We start from the raw sequence: 18,921 nt of genomic DNA on the forward strand, positions 1-18,921 counted from the left end.
TCGTGCCACGCTGCGGGACGAGGAGGTGCCACCATGATCCATCACGTCCTGCTCGCCTGCCCCCGCGGCTCCGAGGACGCGTCCCGCTCCTTCTACGCGGGCCTGCTCGGCCTCACCGAGAAGCCCAAACCCCCGGCCCTCGCCGCCCGCGGTGGCTGCTGGTTCACCGGGTACGACGCCGAACTGCACCTGGGCGTCGAGGACGACTTCCGCCCGGCCCGCAAGGCGCACCCCGCGCTGCTGCGCACCGACCTGGACGAGCTGGCCGCCCGCCTCGACGCCGCCGGACACACAGTGACCTGGGGCGACGACGAGATTCCCGGCATGCGTCGGTTCCACACGTACGACCCGCACGGCAACCGGCTGGAGTTTCTGGCCCCCGCGGGCTGACCAGGCGCGGGTAGGGTCGGGCGGGTGGTCGACGTACAGCACTGGCTCGCCGCGCTCCCACCGGCCCTGATCTGCCTGCTCGTGGGCGGGGTGATCGGCGTGGAGAGCATGGGCATCCCGCTGCCCGGCGAGATCGTGCTGGTCAGCGCCGCCCTGCTCGCCGCCACAGGCGCCGTCGGGCCCGAGTGGGTGGCCGCCGCCGCGGCGACAGGCGCCATCATCGGCGACTCCGTCGGGTACGCCGTCGGCCGCCGTGGTGGCCGCCCCCTGCTGGAACGGCTCGGCCAGCGCTTCCCGAAACACCTCGGCCCGGCACACCTGGCCCGCGCCGAGCTGAGCTTCGCCCGGCACGGCGTCTGGGCCGTGTTCTTCGGGCGGTTCGTCGCGCTGCTGCGCATCCTCGCCGGGCCGCTCGCCGGGGCGCTGCGCGTGCCGTACCGCCGGTTCCTGGTCGCGAACGCCGCAGGCGGGCTGGTGTGGGCGTTCGGCACCACCTACCTGCTGTTCTACCTCGGGCAGGCCGCCGAGCACTGGCTCAAGGACATCTCCTGGGCCGGGCTGGTGCTGGCCGTGCTGGCCGGCGTGGTGAGTACCGCCTGGCTGCGCCGCCGGGCCAAGCGCCTGCACGTGTCCGAGCCTTCCGACCAGCCCACCCCGGTCCCCGCAGCCGACCGCTGACCCCCGCCCCAGCGCCTTCCCTCGCCTCTGCCTCTGCCCCGGCCTGCCCTCGCCTCTGCGCCGCCGCCCTCGCCTGGTCCCGCTCTCGCCCGGCCCGGCACTCGCCCTTGCGCTGCCTGCCCTCGCCAGGCCCCGCCTCACCCTTGCGCTGCCCGCCCCCACCCGGTTGATCAAGGAGTTTGTGTCCTGCAGCAGCTCCCGCAGTGGCACAAACTCCTTGATCACCGATGTGGGTGGGTGGGGCGGCGAGCAGTGCGGGGTCGCGGTGGACCGGCCGCACCCGACCCGACCACTCCAGAGCGTCGATCATGAAGTTGGCGGCGACAGAACGGACAGGAAACGCCGTCAACTTCATGATCGACGGGGCGGGGTGCGTGCCGGCGGTCAGGGGGCGGTGAGCAGGGTGAGCAGGGTGTCGCGGGCGGTGCGGACGGCGTCGCGGGACTCCTCGGTGTGGTCCAGCGCGTCGAATCCGTGCTGCCCGTTCGGCACGTCCACCACGCACAGCGGGATGCCGCGACGCCGCGCGACAGCCGTGAACGCCTCGATCGTCGGGGCGACCTCGGGCCGCTCCCGCCCGGCCCGGGTCAGCACGAGCGTCGGCCGTGCCGCGCCCTCCGTCTGCGCGGCTCCGACACCTGCGCCGGCGGGCAGGTCGAGGGCGTCGATCGGGCGGAAGCGCGGGTCCACCGGCGGCCATCCGGGCAGCGGCGCCAGCAGGGGATAGGTGGCGGCCACGCCCCGCAGCCAGGCGGGCGGGTCGCGGAGCCAGTCGCCGAGCAGCAGGCCGGCGCCGGAGAAGAACCACAGCCCGAGCCGGTCGGCGTCGACGCGCGGGTCGGCGCGGAGCATTTCGGCGGCGGCGGCGACCCGCGCGGCGACCGTGTACAGGTCGTCCGGGCTCGCGACGGTGAGCCGGGGGATCGCGGTCAGCACGCCTGCCTCGGCGAGCAGCGCGCCGTAGCCGCGGTAGAGCGGCCAGTCCCGCGCGTCGGGTGCTTCGGGTGGCCCCGGTACGCCGTGCACGACGACGACAGCGGGATGCCGACCGTCGCCGGCGGGCACGTGCAGGTCGACGTCGCCGTGCCGTTCCACGGCGGCGGGCGGGGGATCGAGGACGAACGGGCTCTCCCAGAAAACGGTTCCCATCATGGCGATGGTAGGAGAATCCGCCGCCCGCGACTGTCCGGTCAGGACGACGAGGACGCCTTGGCGTGCCGTTCGCGCAGCCGGTCCCGGATCTCCTCCGGGGTGTACGCCCGGCGCCGTCGCTCGGCCCGCGCCACCACCACTCCGGTCGCCGCGACGCCGGCGAGACCCGCGAGCCCGAGTACCTTCCACCACCGCATCCGTTGCCGCATCCGCATAGGGTAGTCCTCCATGAGCATCAGCCTGGACGAGGCCGTGGAGCTGACCCGCACCGGCGATCTGTGGGTGTTCCGCGGACGCAGCGTGCCCGACCGGGCCATCCAGCTCACCACGAACAGCCCGGTGAACCACGTGGGCATGGCCGTGGTGCTCGACGACATGCCGCCGCTGATGTGGCACGCCGAGCTGGGCCGTTCGCTGCCGGACATGTGGACCGGCACCCACCAGCGCGGCGTGCAGCTGCACGACCTGCGGGACGCGGTCTGCGTCTGGGGCAACCGGTACGGCCAGCGGGGCTGGCTGCGCCAGCTCGAACCGCCGGCCGACACGGCGATGGAGGAGGCGGTGCTGCGTACCGTGGCTCGTCTGGACGGGACACCGTTCCCGTCCACCGCGCAGCTCGCCTGGCGGTGGGCCCGGGGGCGGCTGCCGCACCCGCCCCGCCTGAGCCTCGGCGGCCTCCGGGGCAGGGCCGCCGACACCAGCAGGACCGCCGACACGAGCAGGATCGGCGACACCAGCAGGGAGAACGCCGCAGCACTGGAGACGGCGTACTGCGCCGAGGTGGTCGCTGTTACCTACGAGGCGATGGGCCTGCTGCCCGCCGGGCGACGGCCCAACTGGTACGACCCGGGGCGGTTCTGGAGCGGCGACGACCTGGCCCTCAACGGCGGTGCGCACCTCGGTGCCGAGATCGAGGTGCGGATCCCGCCGCGCTGACCAGGTTTGCCGCCGGGGCGTGCCGGTAATGAGGAGCGTCGTGACGGCTTCCACCGACCTCGACACGCTCACCGACTTCTTCGACCGGTACGGCGTGGCGCTGACCACCGCCGACGTGCCGGCCATCGCCGGCTGCTACGCCCTGCCCGGGCTGGTGGTCGCCGACACCTACAGCTTCTCGTTCACCTCGCCCGCTGCGGTGGCGCTCAGTTTCGTCGGCGCCGCGCCCGACTACCAGGAGCGGGAACTCGTCGCGGCAAACGCGCAGATCGAGGACGTGCAGCAGATCTCGGCGCTGCTCACCGAGGTGGCGGTGCGCTGGGAGTTCCTGGACAGCCAGGGCGGCGCGGTGCCCGGCGAGCGCTACCGCTATCTGCTGCGCACCACCGAGGACGGCCCGGTGATCTGCACCGTCATCCGTACCGCCTGATCGTGGTGGTGCGGCGGCCGGCCACGCGGGCCGGCCGCCGCACCGACTGACGTCAGCGGTGGTGGGCGCCGGCCCAGCGGTCGGCCTCGGGGGCCGGGTGCAGGCCGGGCTCGTGCAGGCCCTCCTCGGTGACCTGGCCGATCCGGCGGTACGTGTCCGGCCGGCTGGTACGCAGGATCGCGCCCCAGATCAGGCCGACCACGCCCGCCGCCACCGGGATCGCCGGCAGCAGCCACTTCAGGTAGCTCGCCGTGTCGGGGGCGAGCAGCGCGTCGAAGTTGAACAGCAGCACCAGCAGCACGGCGGTGAGCAGGACCGTGCCGAGCGCCGGGGCGATGGCCCGCTGCCACGCGCTCTCCGGGCCGGGGCGGCCCCGGAAGAAGCCCACCACGGAGGCCGAGGTGAGCGTCATCAGCAGCACGACGCCGACCGCCGCAGCGCCGGACAGCCAGGTGAACAGGTCGATGACCGGGTCACGGCCGGTCATCGCGAACGCCAGGAACACCACCACTGCGAGGACGCTCTGCACGAGCGAGCCCGCGACGGGCGCGCCGCTGCGGCTGGAGGTGGCGCCGAGGAAGCCCGGCAGCACCCGCTCCCGGCCCAGGGCGAACAGGTAACGCGCCACGCCGTTGTGGAACGACAGCAGGGCGGCCAGCACGCTGGTGATGAACAGGACGTTGGCGATGTCCGCGACGACCGCGCCGGTGTACTGGTCGAGTGCGCCGAAGATGATGCCCGGCCCCGCCTCGGCACTGGCCGCCGGGGCGTTCTCCGGACCGGTGAGCACGGTCAGCGCCCAGGCGGAGAAGGCGTAGAACAGACCGGTGAACGCGACCGCGATGTAGGTGGCCCGGGCCACGGTGCGCCGCGGGTCCTTGACCTCCTCGCTGTAGATGGCGCCGCTCTCGAAGCCGGTGAAGGAGGCGATGGTGAACGCGAGCACCGCGCCGAAGCCGGCGCCGAACAGGTGGCCGGGGCTGATGCCGGCGGTGGTGACGGTGCCGCCGTCGGGGTTGGCGAAGGCGACCAGGTCGAAGATCAGCACGGCCACGCACTCGAGGATGAGCAGCACCGCGAGGACCGTGGCGTTGAGGTCGATGCGCAGGACGCCGAGCGCGCCGATGAACACCCAGGCCAGCAGCGCCCAGACCCACCAGTCGAGACTGATGCCGGTCTTGGCGTCCATGAAGTCGCCCAGGATCGCGCCGAGCAGGCCGTAGAGACCGATCTGGATCGCGTTGTACGCCGCCAGCGCGACAGCCGAGCCGGCCACCCCGCCGGCCCGGCCGAGGCCGTTGGCGATGTACGCGTAGAACGCGCCGGCGTTGGCGACGTACCGGCTCATCGCGGCGTAGCCGGTGGCGAAGACGGCGAGCACGGCGGCGAGGAGCACGTATCCGAGCGCGGCGCCGATGTTGCCGCTGACCGCGTACATGGTGGTGACACCACCGCCGAGAACGGTCAGCGGGGCGGACGCGGCGACGGTGAAGAAGACGAGGTGGGCGGTGCCGAGACGACCGCGGCGCAGCCCACCGTCGGAGAAGAACGGATCGGAGGACAAGGCTTCTCCAGGGGAGGGGGTGAGGGGATTGAGGTGTCTACTTCGGAACAACCTGAAGCAGGGTATTGGTGATCACTGATCGTGACAACCCCGCTTCGATATCGATTGGGGTGCGCGTGATCGGCCGGAATTGAGCTGTGCGTGGTCATGCCGTACCGTCCCGTGTCGACGATCACGGCCACCGTTCGAGGATGGACCATGACCTACCCCGGGGCGCAGGCCACTTACCGGCTTGCGGATGCGCTGTTCCTTATCGGACACGACGAGTTCACCGGCAAGCCACATGTCGCCGTCGACCGGCTGGAGTGCGGGCTGGCCGGCGCCGCGCTCGCCGAGCTGATGTTCGAGGGCCGGATCGCCCTCGACGGAGGGGGGATCGCCGCTGTCGATCCGCGGTTGTGGCAGGAGCCGCTCACCGACCTGCTGATCACCGAGATCCTGCGCCGCGAGGGTGCGCATCCGGCCCGGCTGTGGATCCGCTACCTGCGGACCCAGCTCAACATCAACGAGCGCGTCGGCACCCGGCTGGTCACCGCTGGCGTGCTCCGGCGCGAGCAGGGCAAGCTGATCGGCCGGATGGTGCGCTGGCCGGCCATCGACCCGAACCAGGCGGCCTCACCGCGGGTGCGGCTGACCGCGATGCTGATGCACTCGTCCCCGGCCGAACTGGACCCGGGCACGCTGCTGCTGGCGACCCTCGCCGAGGCGGTCGGGCTGGCCACGCACATCTTCGATCCGCAGGTGGCCACGCGGATGCGCGACTGCCGCCGGTTCCTGCCGGCTCAGCTCGAAGGGCTGCTCGCCGCCGTCGTGGGCGCGCTCGACGTCACCACCACGACGGTACGGCGATGACGTCCCGCCCCGGGCCGAGCCGGGGCGGGACGGTACCGGTCAGGCCGGGTCGCGCCACATCGGGTAGAGGCTGGGGCCCTCCGGCAGGTCCAGCGTGAGCGGGCGGCGCCGGAATCCGAGCCGCTCGTAGAGCGCGGCGTTGCGCGGCGAACTGGCCTCCAGGTACGCCGCGGTGCCGGCCTGATCCAGCTCGGCCAGCTTGTTACGCAGCAGCGCCGAGCCGACGCCCTTGCCGTGATGGTCGGGGTGTACCGCGATGAAGGGCAGGTACCAGTGCGGCTCAGCCGGGTGCCGGGCGCTCATCATCTCGTCCAGCACGCCGAACCGCTTCATGGCCTCCGCGCCGATCGCGGCCTCCATCTCGTCGAACTCGTCGCCCTCGTCGGCGTCGTGTCCTTCGCCGGTGGGCAGCCAGAGCGTGGCGCCCAGGCCGTCGCCGGCGACGTGCACCTCACCGGTGCGCAGCGCCAGCGCGACGAACGGTCCGAAGAAGGCGGGATGGACCCGGGCGCGGTGGTCGTCGGCCGGGAAGACCCAGCCGCTCACCGGATCCCGCATGAACGCCTCGGCGAGGATCGCGGTCACGACGGCTGCGTCCGCCGTGGACGCCCGCCGGATGTTGCCCTGCCACTCACTCACTGGCCAACCGTCCTACCGGCTCGACGAGCCATTGTGGTCATTGATCGGCGTGCAAGGTATCAGGTGTCCACGCCGTGCGGCAGGCCCCGATCGGAGTGCTCGCCGCGACCCGGTCCGTGTGGCTACGCTGGCCCGGACCCCGACAGGAGGACCATGTCCCGCACGCGTCGTCCCGGCCCGCAGCCCGGGACCGCCATGACCTCGTCCCCCTGGATCCTCGTCGCCGCGGGCGTGGTCGTGATGGTGGTCCTGCTGGTGGTGGCGCTCGGTTCGGTGCGGGGCCGGCGTACGTTCCCGGCGGCCGGTCCGGCGGATCCGGTGATGTCGCTGCCGCACGTCCCGCTGACGCCCACGGCGGTCAGCGCCACCGGCCCGTCGCCGGTGGCCGCCACCGCTCCGGTGGTGCCGGGCCTGTCTCCCCGGTCCACGGTGCTGCCCGCCCGGCCGACGCCGGCCGCGCCGACCCCCAGCCCTCGGGGCGTGGCCCGGCCGGTGCCGCCCGCGCCGCCGCCTCCCGCGCCGCCGCCGTCCGCGGTGACCGGCCGGTACAGCGTGATGAGCGCCTTCGACGGCGGCTTCATCGGCGAGGTGCTGCTGGTCAACACCGCGCGTACGCCGCAGGGCTGGACGGTGCGCGCGGTGTTCCCCGGTGGCCGGCTGGTCACCGCCTGGGTCGAGGGCGCCGAGCAGGGCGTGTTCCGCTTCGACGACGGCGTGTTCACCTACCGCAGCGGGTTCGACCTGGCCCCCGGGCAGTCCGTGCCGGTGCGGTTCCACATCGAGCGGGCCGGCACCCGGCCGGTGAGCTGCACTGTCGACGGCACGCCCTGCACCGACCGCTAGATCCGGCGGCCCGGTCGGGGTCGGCGCGAGTGTCTCCTCTTGCAAGGTGACTGCTTTGTTGCGGCATGGTTTGCAAGGTATTGCAGAATGTTTCGGCAAGGGCTAGCGTGCGGGCGAATCAGCGACCAGAGAAAGGCCGTCGATGAAACCGCCGCCGATATCCCCCAAGGCGCTGCTCGCCCTGGTCACCTCCCTCGTACTCACTCTCGTCGGCGTGCCGGTGGCCCTCCACCAGCTCGGCGCCGACGCCACCGCCCCGGCCGCCACCCCCGACGTCCTGGCCGCCGGCAATGCTCCGCAGTGGAACCGCGAGCCGTCCCCCGACGCGCTCCTCAAGGCCGGCACCGGCACCGCCAAGGCCGAGCAGTTCTACTTCGTCCTGCCCGACCGGTTCGCCAACGGCGACAAGCGCAACGACACCGGCGGTCTGACCGGCGGCCGGCTCACCACCGGCCTCGACCCGGCCGACAAGGGCTTCTACCACGGTGGCGACCTCAAGGGCCTGATCGACCGGATGGACTACATCCAAGGGCTCGGCACCACCGCCATCTGGCTCGCGCCGATCTTCAAGAACCGTCCCGTGCAGGGCACCGGCGCGGACGTCTCGGCCGGCTACCACGGCTACTGGATCACCGACTTCACCCAGGTCGACCCGCACTTCGGCACCAACGCCGAGCTGAAGAAGCTGGTCGACCTGGCCCACCGGCGGGGCATCAAGGTCTACCTCGACATCATCGTCAACCACACCGCCGACGTCATCCGGTACGCCGAGGACAAGTACGGCTACGTGGACAAGAAGACCGCGCCGTACCGCGACGCGCAGGGGCGTCCCTTCGAGGACCGCAACTACGCCGACGGCACCCGGAAGTTCCCGGCGGTGAACTCGACGTCGTTCCCGTACACCCCGGTGTTCGCCACCCCGGCCGACGCGAAGGTCAAGGTACCGGCGTGGCTGAACGACCCGACCATGTACCACAACCGCGGTGACTCCACCTTCGCCGGGGAGAACAGCGAGTACGGCGACTTCTTCGGCCTCGACGACCTGTGGACCGAGCGTCCCGAGGTGGTCCGCGGCATGACCGACATCTACGCCCAGTGGATCGGCAAGGCCGGCGTGGACGGGTTCCGCCTCGACACGGTCAAGCACGCCAACCTCGACTTCTGGCCGCAGTTCGCCCGCGGCATCGACGCCGCCGCCGCGAAGGCCGGCAAGAAGGACTTCTTCATGTTCGGCGAGGTCTACAGCGCCGAGCAGGAGATCCAGTCCACCTACGTGCGGCAGGGCGGACTGCCCGCCACGCTCGACTTCTCGTTCCAGGAGGCGGCACGCGGGTACGCCGCCGCCGACGGCTCGGCCAAGACGCTCGCCGACGTCTACGCCAAGGACGACCTGTACTCCGCGCGGGACACGAACGCCAACCGGCTCACCACGTTCCTGGGCAACCACGACATGGGCCGGATCGGCTCGTTCGTCGCCGCCGCCGGCGGTGACGACGCCACCCAGCTGAACCGCAGCCGGCTCGCCCACCAGCTCATGTTCCTCACCCGCGGCCAGCCGGTCGTCTACTCCGGCGACGAGCAGGGCTTCACCGGACCGGGCGGCGACAAGGACGCCCGGCAGGACATGTTCGCCTCGCGGACCGCCGACTACCTCGACGACGACCTGATCGGCACCACCCGCACCCACGCCGCCGACCAGTACGACACCCACCACCCGCTCTACCGGACCATCGCCGAGCTGGGCGAGCTGCGGACGGCGCACCCGGCGCTGCGCGACGGCGTGCAGGTGACCCGGTACGCGGCCGACGGGCCGGGCGTCTTCGCGTTCTCCCGCGTCCTGCCCGCCGACCGGATCGAGTACGTGGCGGCGGTGAACAACGCCGCGACGCCGCAGACTGTCACAGTGGACACCTGGTCGGCCGGCGCCCGCTTCACCGGCGTGTACGGCGGCGCCACCGGCGCGACCGCCGGCGCGGACGGCAAGCTGAGCGTCACCGTGCCGGCCATGTCGGCGCTGGTGCTCAAGGCCGACCGGGCGATCCCGCAGGCCGGGGCACCGAAGATCACGATCACCGAGCCGGGCGACACCCCGGTCCCCGGCAAGGCCGCCGTCACCGCCCAGGTGACCGGCGACCCGCTCGCCACCGTCACGTTCGCCGCCCGGGTCGCGGGCGGCAAGTGGACGCTGCTGGGCACCGCGCACCGCGCGCCGTACACCGTGCACCACGACCTGACCGGCCTGCCCGGCGGCACCCGCGTGGAGTACAAGGCGGTGGTCCGCGACGGCAAGGGCCGCACCGCCACCGCCCGGGCCACCGGCACCGTCGGCACCCCCGCCCAGGGCGCGTCGCGGGACTGGGCGATCGTGCACTACCAGCGTCCGGCCGGCGGGTACGACGACTGGCGGCTCTACGCCTGGGGCGACATCGACCCGGCGTACGTGACGCAGTGGCCCGCCGGGCAGCCGTTCGCCGGTGAGGACTCGTACGGCCGGTTCGCCTGGGTCAAGCTCAAGCCCGGTGCGAAGACGGTCGGGTTCCTCGTGATCGACGGCGACGGCAACAAGGACGTCGCGAACGACCGCACCATCGACGTGACTGCGACCGGCGAGGTCTGGGTCAAGCAGGGCGACCCGGCGGTCTACCCGACGCGGCAGGCCGCCACCGGCGAACCCGACCCGCCCGTCGCCCAGGACACCGCGCTGATCCACTGGCGCAAGGCCGACGGGAACTACGACGGCTGGGGCCTGCACCTGTGGGACGGCGCGGCCAACCCGACCGACTGGGCCGCCCCGCTCAAGCCGGAGAAGACCGACGCGTACGGCGCGGTGTTCCGGGTGCCCCTCGCCGCCGGGGCGACCGGGCTGAGCTACATCATCCACCGAGGCGACGAGAAGGATCAGCCCGAGGACCAGCGGCTCGACTTCGCCGGTGCCGGGCGCGAGGTGTGGCTGCTCGCCGGCGTGAAGGGACGGCTGCTGCCGACCACCACGTCCGGCGCCGCGAAGGATCTCGACCTGACCAAGCAGAAGGCGCAGTGGATCGACAGGTCCACGGTGGCGTGGGCGACCGGGCCGACCGACGGCAGGCGGTACGCGCTGGCAGTCGCCCCGGCCGGTGGGATCGGCCTCGCCGACGGTGAGCTGACCGGCACGTACACCACCATCGCGCTGCGGGCGCAGCGCAACGGGCTGACCGAGGCGCAACGGCAGGCGTACCCCCATCTCTGGGCCTCGCGCGCCTTCTCGCTGGACCGCGCCGACCTGGCCCGGGTGCCGGCGGCGCTGCGCGGCCAGATCGTGGTGACCGAGCGGGACGCCGAGGGCGCGCTGCTCGCCGCCACCGGCGTGCAGATCCCCGGCGTGCTCGACGACGTCTACGCGGCGGCGACCGGCGCGAAGCTCGGGCCGACGTTCGCCGGCCGGGTGCCCACCCTGGCGGTGTGGGCGCCGACCGCGCGGACCGTGTCGCTGGAACTGTTCGACTCGCCCACGGCCCAGCCGGCCACCGTGGCGATGCGCCGCGACGACCGCACCGGCGTCTGGTCGGTACGCGGCTCGAAGGCGTGGAACGGCCGCTACTACCGCTACCGGGTGCAGGCGTGGCAGCCGGCCACGCAGAAGATGGTCACCGCGTCGGTGACCGACCCGTACTCGGTGGCGCTCGCGCCGAACTCCACGCACAGCCAGATCGTCGACCTGACCGACCCGGCGCTCGCGCCGGCCGGCTGGGCGAACCTGCGCAAGCCGGCCGCGCCGCCGGCGTCCAAGGTCCAGATCTCCGAGCTGTCGGTACGGGACTTCTCCATCGCCGACACCACGGTTCCCGCCGACCGGCGGGGCACCTACCTGGCGTTCACCGACCCGAACAGCGCCGGCATGAAGCACCTGCGCAAGCTCGGCGACGCCGGGGTCAACCACCTGCACCTGCTGCCGGCCTTCGACTTCGCCACCATCCCGGAGAAGCGGGCCGACCAGGCCCGGCCGAACTGCGACCTGGCCGCGCTGCCGCCGGACTCCGACGAGCAGCAGAAGTGCGTCGCGGCGGTCGCCGGCACCGACGGCTACAACTGGGGGTACGACCCGCTGCACTACACGGTGCCCGAGGGTGGGTACGCCACCGACCCGAACGGCGCGAAGCGCACCACCGAGTTCCGCCAGATGGTCGCCGGAGTCAACAAGGCCGGGCTGCGGGTGGTCATGGACGTGGTCTACAACCACACCTCGGCCGCCGGCGCCGACCCGAAGTCGGTGCTCGACCAGGTGGTGCCGGGCTACTACCACCGGCTCCTGGAGGACGGGACGGTCGCCAACTCCACCTGCTGCGCCAACACCGCGCCGGAGCACGCCATGATGGGCAAGCTCGTGGTGGACTCGCTGGTGACCTGGGCCAAGGCGTACAAGGTCGACGGCTTCCGGTTCGACCTGATGGGCCACCACCCGAAGGCGAACATCCTCGCCGTACGGGCCGCGCTGGACAAGCTCACGCTCGCCCGCGACGGCGTGGACGGCCGCAAGATCCTGCTGTACGGCGAGGGCTGGAACTTCGGCGAGGTCGCCGACGACGCCCGGTTCACGCAGGCCACCCAGGCCAACATGGCCGGCACCGGCGTCGGCACATTCAACGACCGGCTCCGCGACGCGGTGCGCGGCGGCGGCCCGTTCGACGCCAACCCGCGGGCGCAGGGCTTCGCCTCCGGCCTCTACACCGACCCCAACGGCGACGACGTCAACGGTTCGGCGGCCGAGCAGCGGGCCCGGCTGCTGCACCAGCACGACCTGATCAAGGTGGGGCTGACCGGGAACCTGCGCGGCTACCGGTTCACCGACTCCACCGGCAAGCGGGTCACCGGGGCGCAGGTCGACTACAACGGCGCCCCGGCCGGGTACACCGCCGCGCCGGGCGAGGCGGTCACCTACGTCGACGCGCACGACAACGAGATCCTGTACGACGCGCTGGCGTACAAGCTGCCGCAGGGGACCTCGGCGCAGGACCGGGCCCGGATGCAGGTGCTCGCGCTGGCGACCACCGCGCTCGGGCAGGGTGCCGGGTTCGTGACCACCGGCTCGGAGCGGCTGCGCTCGAAGTCGCTGGACCGCAACTCGTACAACTCCGGTGACTGGTTCAACCAGATCCGGTGGGACTGCGCCCAGGGCAACGGGTTCGGCGCCGGCCTGCCGCCGGAGGCCGACAACAAGGACAAGTGGTCGTACGCGAAGCCGCTGCTGGCCGATCCGTCGCTGGTGCCGGACTGCGCGGCGATCGACCTGGCCGACGCCCGGTACGCGGAGCTGCTGCGCGTCCGCCGGTCCTCGCCGGTGTTCGGGCTCGACACCGCCGCCCAGGTGCAGAAGCGGGTGGCGTTCCCGCTGTCCGGGACGAAGGAGACCCCGGGCGTGCTCACCATGACCCTCGACGCGCGAGGGCTGGACGGGAGGTGGAAGTCGGTGACAGTCGTCTTCAACGCCACGCCGGAGACGGCGAAGCAGACAGTCACCGGGCTGCGCGGGGCGAACGTGGCACTGCATCCGGTGCTGCGGGACTCGGCCGACCCGGCGCTGCGTACCGCGTCGTTCGACCGGGCCGCCGGCACGTTCACCGTGCCCGCGCGCAGCGTGGCGGTGTTCGTCCAGAGCTGACCGCACGGCCGACCGGCCCCCTGCCACGTTTCGTGGCAGGGGGCCGGTCGCGTACCCCGGGCCGTCAGGTCAGTTGAAGCAGTCCTCGACGGTGTTGGCGCAGTTGGTGGGGTCGTTGTTGCTGATGAGGGACTTGTCGTCGAGCTTGACGCGTCCTTCGTTGTTGAGGACGCCGCCGGCGACCCGGTGGAGCTTGCTGGAGTCGGTGGCGGTGTTCTTGGTGACGTGGGTCTTGGTCAGGGTGATCTTCGCCTTGTTGTTGAAGATGCCGCCGCCGTTGAGGGCGGTGTTGCCCTTGATGTCGGTGTCGCGGATGGTGAGGGTGGCGTTGTCGTCCTTGTCGTGGTCGCGGACGATGAAGCCGTCCTCGATCTTGACGAGCCACTCACCGTTGAAGATGCCGCCGCCGAAGCGGTTGGCGGTGTTGTCGACGATCTTGCTGTCGGCGATCGTGGCGCTGGCGTGCTCCTTGTTGTCCGGGTAGCCCCAGTGCTTGCCACCGGTGACCACCACACCGCCACCGTCGCCGTCGGCGTGGTTCTTGGCGACGTGGACCTTCTCCAGGAGCAGGTCGGTGTTCTCGGCGTACACGCCGCCACCGTTCTCGCAGGCGGTGTTGCCCGTGATCGCGGTGAAGGAGACCGTGACGGTGCCGCCGCTGCTGAACAGACCGCCGCCGTTCTTGCCGGCGCGGTTGTCCGACAGGGTGGACTTGACGCCGTCCTTGCCGTGGTCGGAGCCGAAGATCTCGACGATGCCGGCCTCGTGGTGCTTGCCCTTCGGGTCGTAGCCCTTCGGCCCGGCGGAGGCCGCCGGGCCGTGCCCACCGGACAGGCCGCTGCCGTTGGCGATGCCGCCGCCGTTGCCGCCTGCGGTGTTGTCGTCGACGTGGGTCTCCTCGACCTTGAGGATGCCCTCGTTGTAGACGCCGCCGCCGTCGCCCTGGGCGTGGTTGCCGACGACCTTGCTCTCCTTGAGCCAGGTGCGGCCGTAGTTGGCGATGGCGCCGCCGTCGCCCTCGGCGTTGTTGTCGACGAGCTTGACGTTGTCCAGGTAGGCGCTGCCGCCACGCTCGACGAGCAGCGCGCCGCCGTCGCCCTCGACCCGCTTGTCGTCGTCCTTGCCGCCGTTCATGCCGTCCGCGACGGGCGTGACAGCGGCGGCCGTGGTCGCCGCGGCCGGGGCCGCGACAGCCGGGGCCGCGACAGCCGGGGCCGCTACCGCCGGGGCGGCGGCCGGCGGCTGGCCGCCGCCGGGGTACTTGAACTCGTTGGCGTTGCCGCCCTTGACGGTGAGGTCCTTGAGGGTGAGGTCGCCGCCGTCGACGACGCGGAAGATGCGGAAGGTGTCTTCGGCGTCGCGCTTGATGGTGGAGTTGTTGCCCTTGATGGTGACGTCCTGCTTGATCTCGGGCAGGGCGGAGCCGAACTTGCGGTCCTTGACGCCGAGTTCGTAGGTGCAGTTCTCGGCGAGCTTGATGGTGCCGCCGTGGTCGCGGTTGGCCAGTTCGAGGGCGTCGATCAGGGCCTCGTCCTTGCAGGGGACCTCGCGGGTCTTGCCGTGGTCGTCCTTGCCGTCCTTGCCCCACTCGCCCTTGTCCGGGCCCCACTCGCCGCGGTCGCGGCCTTCCTTGCCGCGGTCCTTGCCGTCCTTGCCGTACCCGTCCTTGTCGTACCCGTCCTTGTCGTACTCGCCCTCGGCGCCCTTGTCGCCGTAGTCGCCGTCGCTGAGCTGCTGCGTGGTCGACCACTTGACGTCGGCGAGCCGGTGCGGGCCGGTGGCCCCGGTGGTCGCGTAGGCCACGCCGGCGAGGCTGACCGCTCCGGTCAGGCCCACAACGCCGGTGGCGAGCCACATCCGGCGACGCCGGAGCGGGGAGATGGTCTTGCTGGTGGCGTCATCGTTATTGCGAAGGTAGTTGGACATCGGAGCTCTCTGCCCTCTCCTTGTACCTGACAAGGTCGCTTCGCCCTGGCGAGGCGGCCTTCGCTACAAATCGGTTGTAGCTGCTGAAGATGACCGTATGAGAACCTTCTTCGCCTCGTGGTCATACACGAAAAAAACCCGCATAAGGGTGTGGGTGGGATGGGCGGGCGCAGTGCGGCCCGGATGCCCCGGCGGGGGACACCACGGCCAGCCGGGCTGTCCGGGGTGGGAGCCCTCCTCGCGACACGGCGCGAGGAGGGCTTCCCGGTTATGTGGTGGTTCCGTTAGTTGAAGCAGTCCTCGACGGTGTTGGCGCAGTTGGTGGGGTCGTTGTTGCTGATGAGGGACTTGTCGTCGAGCTTGACGCGTCCTTCGTTGTTGAGGACGCCGCCGGCGACCCGGTGGAGCTTGCTGGAGTCGGTGGCGGTGTTCTTGGTGACGTGGGTCTTGGTCAGGGTGATCTTCGCCTTGTTGTTGAAGATGCCGCCGCCGTTGAGGGCGGTGTTGCCCTTGATGTCGGTGTCGCGGATGGTGAGGGTGGCGTTGTCGTCCTTGTCGTGGTCGCGGACGATGAAGCCGTCCTCGATCTTGACGAGCCACTCACCGTTGAAGATGCCGCCACCGAACCGGCCGGCCGTGTTGTCCACGACGGCGCTGTCGGCGATCGTGGCGCTACCCGCGAGGCCGTCCTTCTCGGCGCCGTTACCGGCCCAGTCCCGACCACCGGTCGTCACCACGCCGCCGCCGTCGCCGTCGGCGTGGTTGCCCGCCACGTGGACCTTCTCCAGGAGCAGGTCGGTGTTCTCGGCGTACACGCCGCCACCGTTCTCGCAGGCGACGTTGCCGCCGATCGCGGTGAACGAGACGGTGACCCAGCCGCCGCTGCTGAACAGACCGCCACCGTTGTGGCCGGCCCGGTTGTGGCTCAGCGTGCTCAGCGAGGCGTCCTTGCCCTCGTGCGCCCCGATGATCTCGACCGTGCCCGCGTGGTGCTTGCCGTGCTCGCCCTTGTCGCCCTTGCCGGGCTTCGCGGCCGAGGTCAGGTCGACCGGCCCGTCGTGGTGCTCACCGCCGCCGTTGGCGATGCCGCCGCCGTTGCCGCCTGCGGTGTTGTCGTCGACGTGGGTCTCCTCGACCTTGAGGATGCCCTCGTTGTAGACGCCGCCGCCGTCGCCCTGGGCGTGGTTGCCGACGACCTTGCTCTCCTTGAGCCAGGTGCGGCCGTAGTTGGCGATGGCGCCGCCGTCGCCCTCGGCGTTGTTGTCGACGAGCTTCACGTTCGACAGGTGCGCGCTGCCGCCACGCTCCACCAGGAGCGCGCCGCCGTCACCCTCGAACCGCTTGTCGTCGTCCTTGCCGTCCGGGACGAGCGTCGTCGGCGCGGGGCCACCGCCGCCGGGGTACTTGAACTCGTTGGCGTTGCCGCCCTTGACGGTGAGGTCCTTGAGGGTGAGGTCGCCGCCGTCGACGACGCGGAAGATGCGGAAGGTGTCTTCGGCGTCGCGCTTGATGGTGGAGTTGTTGCCCTTGATGGTGACGTCCTGCTTGATCTCGGGCAGGGCGGAGCCGAACTTGCGGTCCTTGACGCCGAGTTCGTAGGTGCAGTTCTCGGCGAGCTTGATGGTGCCGCCGTGGTCGCGGTTGGCCAGTTCGAGGGCGTCGATCAGGGCGTCGTCCTTGCAGGGGACCTCGCGGGTCTTGCCGTGGTCGTCCTTGCCGTCCTTGCCCCACTCGCCCTTGTCCGGGCCCCACTCGCCACGGTCGCGGCCGCCCTTGCCGTACCCGTCCTCGCCCTTCTCGCCGCCCTTCCCGCCCTCGGCGCGGGAGTCGTCAGCGGCGTTCTGCGGCGCGGCGGCGTGGTTCTCCGCCACCGGTTCGGTGCCGGACTTGTCGTCGCGGGCGGCGAGACCGCCGAGTGCCGCCAGCCCGACGACGCCGGTCAGCCCGGCCACGCCGGTGGCGACCCAGAGCGCCCGCCGCTTGCTCGTCCGCGGCGGGGGCGCCATCGGCGCGCCGCCGTCGGGTGTCGTTACGTCGTTCGACATGAGAGCCCTTTCGGTTCTTCCCAAACGGGTCGCACCGCCCCAGGCCGGGCGACCAGCTACAAACCGGTTGTAGCCTCTGATCAGCACCGTATGAGAAGGTTCCTCGCGAGGAAGACGTATCCGAAAAAAGCCCGCATTCCTCCCACGAACGGCGGTCGGTGACCAACCACGTGAGCGGTACGGGAACGGCCCGGAACGGCGGCGGGCCCCACCACCTGGCGGAAAGGCGCGGTGGTGGGGCCCGAGGGAGTTCGCGGCCGCGGGGGATCAGCCAGGCAGGCGGGGGCCCGCCTCACGCTGCTCGGCCAGCCAGGTCTCCACCTCGGCGGAGGCGCGCGGCAGCCCGGCCGACATGTTCACCGGGCCGTCAGCGGTGACCAGGATGTCGTCCTCGATCCGCACGCCGACGCCCCGCAGCTCCTCCGGGACCAGCTCGTCCTCCGGCTGGAAGTAGAGCCCCGGCTCGACGGTGAGCACGTACCCCTCGCCGAGCGGCCCCTCGCGGTAGGTCTCCTTGCGGGCGTTGGCGCAGTCGTGCACGTCGATGCCGAGCATGTGACTGGTGCCGTGCAGCGTCCACCGCCGGTAGACCGTGGAGGCCGGGTCCATCGCCTCGTCCACGCTGACCGGCAGCAGCCCGAGATCCTTCAACGCCTCGGCCAGCACCCGCATGGAGGCGAGGTGCACGTCCCGGAACGCTACGCCGGGCCGGCACATCTCGATGCCGGCCTGCTGCGCGGCGTACACCGCGTCGTAGACCTGACGCTGCAACGGCGTGAACCGGCCGTCGACCGGGAGCACCCGGGTCACGTCGGCGGTGTAGAGGTTGCGGTTCTCCACGCCCATGTCCATCAGCAGCAGCTCACCCGGACGGGTGGCGCCGTGGTTGTGCACCCAGTGCAGGATCGTGGCGTGCTCGCCGGCCCCGACGATCGAGCCGTAGCCGACGTCGTTGCCGTCGTGCCGGGCACGCAGCGCGAAGACGCCCTCCAGCAGCCGCTCGGAGACCCCGCGGTCGGCGGGCAGTGCCCGTGCCACGTCCTCGAAGCCGCGCACCGTCGCGTCGCACGCCTCCTGGAGCTGCGCGATCTCCCACTCGTCCTTGACCAGCTTCAGCTCGGCGATCGCGATCGCCAGCTCCCGGTCGCGGCCGGGCTGCCCCTCGGCGCGCGCGCCGTCGTACTGACGCACCGCCGCGTCCACCCGGGCGTCGAAACCGCGGAGCACACGGGTACGCCCCGGCGCCAGCTCGGCCAGCGCGGCGTCCAGCTCGCTCAGGTCGGCCGTCGGCAGCCCCAGCTCGGTCGACTTCTCCCGCAGCGTCGGCCGGCGGCCCACCCACAGCTCGCCGTGGCGGCTGCGGAAGAACTCGTCGGTCGCCCGGGACGACCGGGGCCGCATGAACAGCGTGGCCTCGCCGCCCGGCCGCAGCACGAGGACGCTGTCCGGCTCCAGGTCGCCGGTCAGGTACGCGAAGTCGCTGCCCGGCCGGAACCGGTGGTCGGTGTCGTTGGCGCGTACCTTCTCGTTGCCGGTGGGGATGACCAGCGTCTCGCCCGGGAAGGCCTCGGCTAGCGCGGCCCGGCGCTTGGCGTGGTTGGGCACCTCTGCGCGCGGTGTGACCGGCAGTTCGGTGTCCCGCCAGCCCTGCCGCATGAACGACAGGAACGCCTCCGGGAAATCCGGGTCGTGCGACTCCGTGCCGTCCGCCGCCTTGCCCTGCCCGGTCCGCTCCTCGGCCATGATCCGCCCCTCCCTGAGCCTCGTCGCTGGTCCCGACGGTACCGCGCGCACGACAGCGGGAGGTGCCTGCGGTGCCGCGACGGTG

At 71.7% G+C, this 18,921-nt stretch carries 14 protein-coding genes; 7 read left to right on the forward strand and 7 right to left on the reverse strand.

Translation table 11 applies throughout. From position 1 onward, the window contains the following. Positions 1–33: 33 nt before the first annotated feature. Together BFV98_RS28985 and BFV98_RS28990 are read left to right on the forward strand one after the other, a co-directional pair. Positions 34–390 carry a VOC family protein gene (locus BFV98_RS28985; protein WP_013287401.1) on the forward strand — a complete coding sequence of 119 codons (357 nt, stop codon included), beginning with the start codon at positions 34–36 and terminating at the stop codon, positions 388–390. Between the two features lie 24 nt (positions 391–414). Further along, the gene (locus BFV98_RS28990) at positions 415–1,068 is read left to right on the forward strand and encodes a DedA family protein (RefSeq protein ID WP_071098437.1); all 654 of its coding nucleotides are present in this window, start codon (positions 415–417) and stop codon (positions 1,066–1,068) included. A gap of 384 nt (positions 1,069–1,452) precedes the next feature. Here BFV98_RS28990 and BFV98_RS28995 read toward each other — a convergent pair whose 3' ends face one another. Next, a complete protein-coding gene (locus BFV98_RS28995) occupies positions 1,453–2,217 on the reverse strand; it encodes a hypothetical protein (protein WP_255368288.1) in 765 nt (254 codons plus the stop codon). A 41-nt stretch (positions 2,218–2,258) separates the two neighbouring features. Continuing rightward, on the reverse strand, positions 2,259–2,450 hold the full coding sequence (locus BFV98_RS32045; protein ID WP_139135452.1) for a hypothetical protein: 192 nt from the start codon (positions 2,448–2,450) through the stop codon (positions 2,259–2,261). On the opposite strand from BFV98_RS32045, the gene BFV98_RS29000 reads away from it, so the two are divergent. Further along, positions 2,449–3,156, forward strand: coding sequence for a hypothetical protein (locus BFV98_RS29000; RefSeq protein ID WP_071098440.1), 708 nt, complete (start codon positions 2,449–2,451; stop codon positions 3,154–3,156). The two genes, BFV98_RS32045 and BFV98_RS29000, sit on opposite strands and share 2 nt — an antisense overlap. Before the next feature lie 40 nt (positions 3,157–3,196). Further along, positions 3,197–3,586 (forward strand): hypothetical protein, encoded by a 390-nt coding sequence (locus BFV98_RS29005; RefSeq protein ID WP_030274248.1) that lies wholly within the window; start codon positions 3,197–3,199, stop codon positions 3,584–3,586. Between the two features lie 52 nt (positions 3,587–3,638). Here BFV98_RS29005 and BFV98_RS29010 read toward each other — a convergent pair whose 3' ends face one another. Further along, positions 3,639–5,150, reverse strand: a complete 1,512-nt coding sequence (locus BFV98_RS29010) for an APC family permease (protein ID WP_013475927.1) — start codon at positions 5,148–5,150, stop codon at positions 3,639–3,641. A 198-nt stretch (positions 5,151–5,348) separates the two neighbouring features. Between BFV98_RS29010 and BFV98_RS29015 the strand changes: the two genes are divergently transcribed. Next, positions 5,349–6,002 carry a GPP34 family phosphoprotein gene (locus tag BFV98_RS29015; RefSeq protein ID WP_013287394.1) on the forward strand — a complete coding sequence of 218 codons (654 nt, stop codon included), beginning with the start codon at positions 5,349–5,351 and terminating at the stop codon, positions 6,000–6,002. 39 nt (positions 6,003–6,041) lie between these two features. Here BFV98_RS29015 and BFV98_RS29020 read toward each other — a convergent pair whose 3' ends face one another. After that, the gene (locus BFV98_RS29020; RefSeq protein WP_013287393.1) at positions 6,042–6,641 is read right to left on the reverse strand and encodes a GNAT family N-acetyltransferase; all 600 of its coding nucleotides are present in this window, start codon (positions 6,639–6,641) and stop codon (positions 6,042–6,044) included. Positions 6,642–6,794: 153 nt separating this feature from the next. Between BFV98_RS29020 and BFV98_RS29025 the strand changes: the two genes are divergently transcribed. Together BFV98_RS29025 and pulA are read left to right on the forward strand one after the other, a co-directional pair. Continuing rightward, the gene (locus BFV98_RS29025) at positions 6,795–7,484 is read left to right on the forward strand and encodes a cellulose binding domain-containing protein (RefSeq protein WP_071098442.1); all 690 of its coding nucleotides are present in this window, start codon (positions 6,795–6,797) and stop codon (positions 7,482–7,484) included. A gap of 142 nt (positions 7,485–7,626) precedes the next feature. Beyond that, positions 7,627–13,122, forward strand: a complete 5,496-nt coding sequence (pulA, locus tag BFV98_RS29030) for a pullulanase-type alpha-1,6-glucosidase (protein ID WP_071098444.1) — start codon at positions 7,627–7,629, stop codon at positions 13,120–13,122. Between the two features lie 69 nt (positions 13,123–13,191). Here pulA and BFV98_RS29035 read toward each other — a convergent pair whose 3' ends face one another. The 3 genes from BFV98_RS29035 to BFV98_RS29045 form a co-directional block, all read right to left on the reverse strand. Then, complete coding sequence (locus BFV98_RS29035) at positions 13,192–15,048, reverse strand: hypothetical protein (protein ID WP_071098446.1); 1,857 nt, start codon at positions 15,046–15,048, stop codon at positions 13,192–13,194. Between the two features lie 284 nt (positions 15,049–15,332). Then, a complete protein-coding gene (locus tag BFV98_RS29040; RefSeq protein WP_071098448.1) occupies positions 15,333–17,093 on the reverse strand; it encodes a hypothetical protein in 1,761 nt (586 codons plus the stop codon). A gap of 267 nt (positions 17,094–17,360) precedes the next feature. After that, positions 17,361–18,836 (reverse strand): aminopeptidase P family protein, encoded by a 1,476-nt coding sequence (locus BFV98_RS29045; protein WP_013287388.1) that lies wholly within the window; start codon positions 18,834–18,836, stop codon positions 17,361–17,363. Positions 18,837–18,921 lie beyond the last annotated feature (85 nt).

The sequence above is a fragment of the Micromonospora sp. WMMB235 genome (assembly GCF_001855515.1).
GTDB lineage: Bacteria > Actinomycetota > Actinomycetes > Mycobacteriales > Micromonosporaceae > Micromonospora > Micromonospora aurantiaca.